Genomic DNA, 5859 nt, shown 5'->3' with positions numbered 1-5859 from the left:
GGTCGAGCAGGCCCGGGTATCGGTGTGGAGTTCGGTTCCGAGTCTGTGGTCCCGCCTGCTGGAGGCCGCGGAGGCACGGACAAGGGAGGGCGGGCCGGCTCCCGACCTCTCCGCCCTGCGCTGGATCCACGTCGGCGGCGAGGCGCTCCCACCCGCTCATGTACGGCGCTGGTACGACCTGTTCGGGCCCGGGCACCGGATCGCCAACCTCTACGGGCCCACCGAAGCCACCATCAACGCCACCTTCCACATCATCGAGGCCCGCCCCGCCGACGACGTGCGGACCCTCCCCATCGGAACCCCCCTCACCGGCACGGAGGTCGACGTCGTCACGGCCGACGGCCGGCGGCGCTGCGCACCGGGCGAGCCCGGCGAGCTGCTCATCTCCGGTGTGGGGCTCACCCCCGGCTACCTGTACGCCCCGGAACTGACCGCCGCCGCGTTCACCGAACGCGACGGGCGTCGCTGGTACCGCAGCGGCGACCGGGTCCGGCGCGGCAGGGACGGCGTCATCGAGTTCCTCGGACGCCTCGACGACCAGGTGAAGATCCGTGGTCACCGGGTGGAACTCGGCGAGGTCGAGTCGGCGTTCCTGACACATCCGGCGGTCGCCCGCGCCGCCGTGGTCCATCGTGAGGAACGGCTGAGCGCCTTCGTGCAGTGTCTGCCGGGCGCTACGGCTCCGGATTCCACGGCACTGCGCGCCCACCTGGCGCGGACCCTTCCGGAGTACATGCTCCCGACCCGAATCCACCTCGTCGACGAACTCCCCCTGACGGGAACAGGCAAGATCGACCGCGCCGGTCTGAAGACCCCGCCGGCCGAACCGCAGAGTCCCGAGGGGGGTTCATCGGGATCGCTCCCCGCGACCTCGACCGAGGTCCTGCTGTCCCGTGTCTGGTCCGAACTCCTCGACGCGGACGCGGACGCGATCCGGCGCGAGGACGACTTCTTCGCCCTCGGCGGCGACTCCCTGCTCGTCCTCCAGGTCTTCGCCCGACTGCGGGAGACGATCCCGGCCCTGCCCCGGCCCACTGTGGTCTACACCCACCGCACGCTGGCCGCGCTCGCGGCCGCCATCGATCGCGGACCGACGGACGGGCAGGCCGAGACCGACCGGTCGGCCTCGTGCCTCAGCGAGTACGGGAACGGGCGTGAGCACGGGAACGGGCACGGCAGTCCGTCTCCGTTCCCCCTCTCGCCCTCCCAGCGCGGATTCCTGCTCGCGGAGGCCATGGCGCCCGGCTCGCCCACCGCGTGGCTCGCCTGCCTGCGGGTCGAGGGGCCCCTCCAGCCCGACGCGTTCCAGCAGGCCGTCGACGCCTGCGTCGTACGCCATCCGATGCTGCGGACCGTGTTCCCCGCCGGGATGCGTCCGCCCGTCCAGCAGGAGCTCCCGCCCACCCTCCGGCTCCCGGTCGAATTCGAGACCCTCGCCGAGCCGGGCCTCCTCGCGACGCGGACAGCCGAGGAACGCGAACGGCGCTTCGAGTCCTGGGCCTGGCCGCTGCTGCGCCTGCGCGTGCTCACTCTCGGGCCCGACGAGCACGCGCTCGTCGTCCATGCCCACCACCTGATCGGCGACGGCTACAGCGTCGCGCTGCTCGGCCGGGAGCTGCTTGCCGTCTACGACCGTGTCGTACGGGGCGAGTCCGCCGAACTCCCGCCGCTGCGGGGCACGTTCCGCGAGCACGTCGTTCTTCAGGAGCGTACGGCCGCGTCCGCCGACACCGCCACCCACCGGGCCGCCCGACCGGACAGGCCGTATCGGCGCCCGGTCCTCGGAGGCGGAGCAGGGGAACGGACGCCGGCCAGGCACCCCGAGGCGCCGCCGTACCGCTCCACCGGATTCACCCTGGCCTCGGACGAGGTCGCCGTGCTCCGCCGGATCGCCACCGAAGCGGGTACGACGCTCTTCGCCCCGGTCCTGACCGCGTACTACCGGACGCTGGCGGCCACGACCGGGCAGGACGACCTGATCCTCGGTCTCGCCGTGTCCGGCCGCGACGACGCGCGGCCCGACGCCCACCTGGTGTTCGGTCCCTACGCCGCCGCCGTGCCGCTCCGGCCTGGCCTCTTGTCCGGGGAGAGGGCGGCCGGCCGCACGTTCGCCGACGACCTTCGGGCGGTCGTGGAGGAGGTCGAGGCGGCCCGTGGCGAGGGGGTCCAGCCTCCTCGGAGCGACGGCGGGCTTCCGCCGACGGCCCAGTTCTTCTTCACCTTCCTGGATTTCTCCGCCCTCGGGCCGATGAGCGGCGACACCCTGAGCGTGCGATGGGACGACGCAGACGCCGAACTCGCGCCTCCGCCGGTGGGCACGGACACGTTCCTGGCGGTACGGCCGGTCGGAGAGGGAGAGCTACGGGTGACGCTGCGCGCGGCCACCACGGCGTTCCCCGACGAGGCGGCGTTCGTCTCGTTCACCCGTGCGTTGCGGAAGGGGATGACCGAAGGCGGCGCGGTCGGTCGGGCGGACGGCCTGCCGCGTCACCCGGTCGCGCCGCCGTCTCCCGGCGTCCTCGACTCCGCGCTCGTCGGGTACCTCCCGCCGCCGGGCCAGCTTGCCGCGCTCGCGGCGTTCGCCGGGCACGGCGGGCGCAGCGGTCTGGGCGGGCCCGGTGTGGCGGCGGCCGAGGTGGCGGCGTCGCGTGAGCAGCTCCGGGAGTTGCTGTTCCCTGGCGGGCGCCCCCGGCTCGTGGAGGAGATCGACACGCCTCTGGGGCGCTCGGGCTTCGTGTGCCTGCCGCTGTTCGCGGATGAGCTCGCGTCGACGCCCGACCTCGCCGCTCGTACGGCCCGCGCCGTCGAGCTCGCGGCGTCGTCGGGCGCCCGTTCCGTCTCGCTCGCGGGGATGATCCCGTCCCTGACGGCGTACGGCTTCGGTGTTCTGCGGGAGACGGCGGGACCGACGGCGCTGACGACCGGGCACGCGGCGACCGCGGTGTCCGTGGTCAAGACTGTCCATGCCGCGCTCGTCAGGACGGGCCGAGACCTCGCCGGCCGACGCGATCTCGGAGATCTCACTGACCTCGGGGATCTCGGGGATCTCGGGGATCTCGGGGATCTCGCCGTTGCCGTGGTCGGCCTGGGCTCCATCGGAAGTGCGTCGCTCGAACTGCTCCTGACCCTGGCACCCGAGCCGCCGGCCCGGCTGCTCCTGTGCGACGTCGCCGGCAGTACGTCACGGCTGCGCATCCTGGCCGACGATCTGATCGCCCGCGGTCTGGCCCGGAACGTGGAGATCCACGAGTCCGGCCCGTCCGACCTCCCCACCGAGGTCTACGAGGCCGATCTCCTCGTCACGGCGGTGAGCGGAGGCCGGGCGATCCTCGACGTGTCACGCATCCGACCGGGCACGGTCGTCGTCGACGACTCCTTCCCCCACTGCTTCGACACGACGAAGGCACTGGCCCGGATGCGGGAGCGGCGCGACGTCCTCATCGTCGGCGGCGGCCTGCTCTCGGTCGGCGCGGGTGGCTCAGGCGGGTCAGGCGGGTCAGGCGGATCCGTCGGCGCCGGTGGATCCGTAGCACGCCGTACGGCTCCGGGGCTGCCGCCCGCCGCAGCAGCGGGATACGCCGCGCGCGCGTGGCTCCCCGACACGATCGCCTCCTGCCGCCTGGAGTCGCTGCTGCACGCCGTCGACCCGGAACTCCCCCTGGTTCACGGCCTGGTGGACGCGCGGCTCGCGCTGGCGTACTGGCGGGGGATGGACGCGGCGGGCGTCACAGCGGGCCCGCTGCACCTCCTGGGACATGTGGTCGCAGCCGAGGAGGACGATCTCGACGGCTTCCCGCGCCGACCGTCCGGACACCGCTGGGGCCGGCGTGTTCGTGAGGAGTAGATCTCGGCACGGCGGCACGGTCCGTCGCCGGCGGATCGGCAGACGTCCGGTCGGCGTCAGGGGTGGGTGCCCGGGGGTGGCGCGGTCGCGATGTACTGGTCCGGTGACCGCTCCCACCGGCCTCGCCGCGCTGACCGCCCTGTGCCCGCCTCCCGCCGTCGTTCCGCCGGCGCCCGACTGGTCCCTCGCCGAGGGCGAGCTGGGCATGAGCCTGCCCCGGGACTACAAGGAACTCGTCGCCGCCTACGGGCCCGGGGAGTTCTGCGACTTTCTCGCCCTCTACCTGCCCGGTGCCCTCAGTGAATGGGTCGACCTGACCGGCCCCATGCCGGCGCGTCTGCGGGCGCAGCTCGACGCGGGGCGGAGCGCCGACGCTCGTCGTACGGGAGGGCTTCCGTGCGCGACCGAGGATCTCCTGGCCGTGGGCGTCACCGGAAACGGGGACTACCTCTTCTGGGACACCCGGCCCCGCGACGACCCCGACCGGTGGACGGTCGCCGTCACCGAGCGGCTGGGCGCCCCCTGGTTCACGTACAGCGGGTCGGTGACGGCGTTCCTCGTCGACGTCCTCGGCGGGAGGCTGCAGATCCCGCTGTTCCCCCGCGACCTGCACGACAGCGGACCCGCCTTCACGCCGTCCCGTCTCCGCGGTCGCGTACCGGTCACCGCCCCGAGGACCTGGTCACAGGTCAGCACGAGCACCGTCCGCACGTGGGCCAGGGCCAACGGCTACGACGTGCCGGACCGGGGACGCGTCCCGATCGCGATCCTCGAGGCGTGGGAGGCGGCGACGCACTCCGACCGACCCCGCTGACATCGTTCCCCTGCCCGGAGGGCTCTCGCCGCTCGTCGCGCTCGACGGCGGCCGCACCACAGGACTCACCCGCCCCCGTGGCGTCGGGGGCGGGTGAGTCGTGCGGCGGGGCTCGAAGGACCTACTTGGCGAGCTTGCCGTTCGCCGTGACGGCGAACCACGTGCCGCCGACGCCCTGGCCGTTGGTGTCGCCGGGGGTCTTGTCGCCGGTGAACCAGTAGAGGGGCCAGCAGTCGATCGTGAGCTGCTTCGTGCCGTCCGAGCGGGTGAAGGTGATCAGCTTCTTCGGGTCGATGCCCTCGACGTCGTCGAGGTCGACCAGCTTGGCGGGCCGCCACTTCTCGAGGCAGGCCCCCTCGCAGTTGGACTTCATGGGCCAGGCGGTGTCCTTGGTGAAGCGGTAGAGGGTGCGGCCCTTGCCGTCGCGGATGATCTTCCCGAGCTTCGCGTCGTCGGCGAGCGAGAGGGCCGGGAGCGGCTCGGCCGCCTCCTTCACGCCCGCCTTCCTGCCGTCCGGGGTGACGGCGAACCAGGTGCCGCCCACGCCCTGGCCGTTCGTCTGGCCGGGCGCCGTGTCCTTGGCGAAGCGGTACACCGGCCAGCCGGCGATGGTCAGCTGCTCGGTGCCGTCGGCCCGCTTGACCGAGCCGGTCTTCGCGGCGTCGACGCCACCGGGCTTGGTGGCGGAGGCGGGGACCGGGGGCCAGGCCTTGGCGCAGTCGCCTGCGCAGGCGGACGAGGAGGGGTCGGCGGTGTCCTTGTCGAAGCGGTAGAGGGTGAATCCGGCCGCGTCGGCCACGAGCGGGCCCAGCTTGGCGTCGTCGCGGACCGCCAGCGGGCCGGACGCGGTGGCGGCTTCGGTGCGGGTGTCCGCGCCGTTGCCGTACGCGTCGGCGCCGCTGTTGCCGTCGGCGGCGGGGGCGGCCGTCTGCGCCGGGGCCTGCTGGCTGGAGCCGTTCGTGGTGCCCTGCGTTCCACAGGCCGTCGCCCCGAGCACGAGGGCGGTCCCGGCTGCGGCGATGGTGAGCTTGCGCAGGTTCATCATGAGAACTCCTCTTATCCGGTACTTCGTTGGTCTCTGTCGGCACCGGAAACACGCGGGCCGTACGGGGCGGGTTCAACGGATCCGGAGATTTTTTCGGCGGCATCGCACGAGAGCGCCGGCCGGGTCCTCCCCCGACCGGCGCTCTCGTGCGATGCC

Annotated in this window: 3 protein-coding genes; 2 read left to right on the top strand and 1 reads right to left on the bottom strand. The window is 73.2% G+C overall.

Annotated features, from left to right (window positions below):
- Both AOK00_RS29380 and AOK00_RS29375 read left to right on the top strand, forming a co-directional pair.
- Positions 1–3844 (top strand): condensation domain-containing protein (locus tag AOK00_RS29380; protein ID WP_079042254.1); only part of this gene is annotated, 3844 nt, incomplete at its 5' end.
- 103 nt (positions 3845–3947) lie between these two features.
- Positions 3948–4658: an Lsr2 family DNA-binding protein gene (locus AOK00_RS29375; protein ID WP_055603263.1), complete on the top strand. Its 711-nt coding sequence runs from the start codon at positions 3948–3950 to the stop codon at positions 4656–4658.
- Between the two features lie 121 nt (positions 4659–4779).
- Here the strand turns inward: AOK00_RS29375 and AOK00_RS29370 are convergent, their stop codons facing one another.
- Positions 4780–5703, bottom strand: coding sequence for an SCO0930 family lipoprotein (locus AOK00_RS29370; protein ID WP_055603262.1), 924 nt, complete (start codon positions 5701–5703; stop codon positions 4780–4782).
- Positions 5704–5859: the final 156 nt, after the last annotated feature.

The organism is Streptomyces aureus (assembly GCF_001418135.1).
GTDB lineage: Bacteria > Actinomycetota > Actinomycetes > Streptomycetales > Streptomycetaceae > Streptomyces > Streptomyces aureus_A.
The sequence above is the reverse complement of the archived record's forward strand: the minus strand, read 5'-3'. Positions and strand labels throughout refer to the sequence as shown.

Bases quoted from the DNA above. Each gene is read 5' to 3' on its own strand.
- AOK00_RS29370 (WP_055603262.1), bottom strand. From the start codon at position 5,703: ATGATGAACCTGCGCAAGCTCACCATCGCCGCAGCCGGGACCGCCCTC.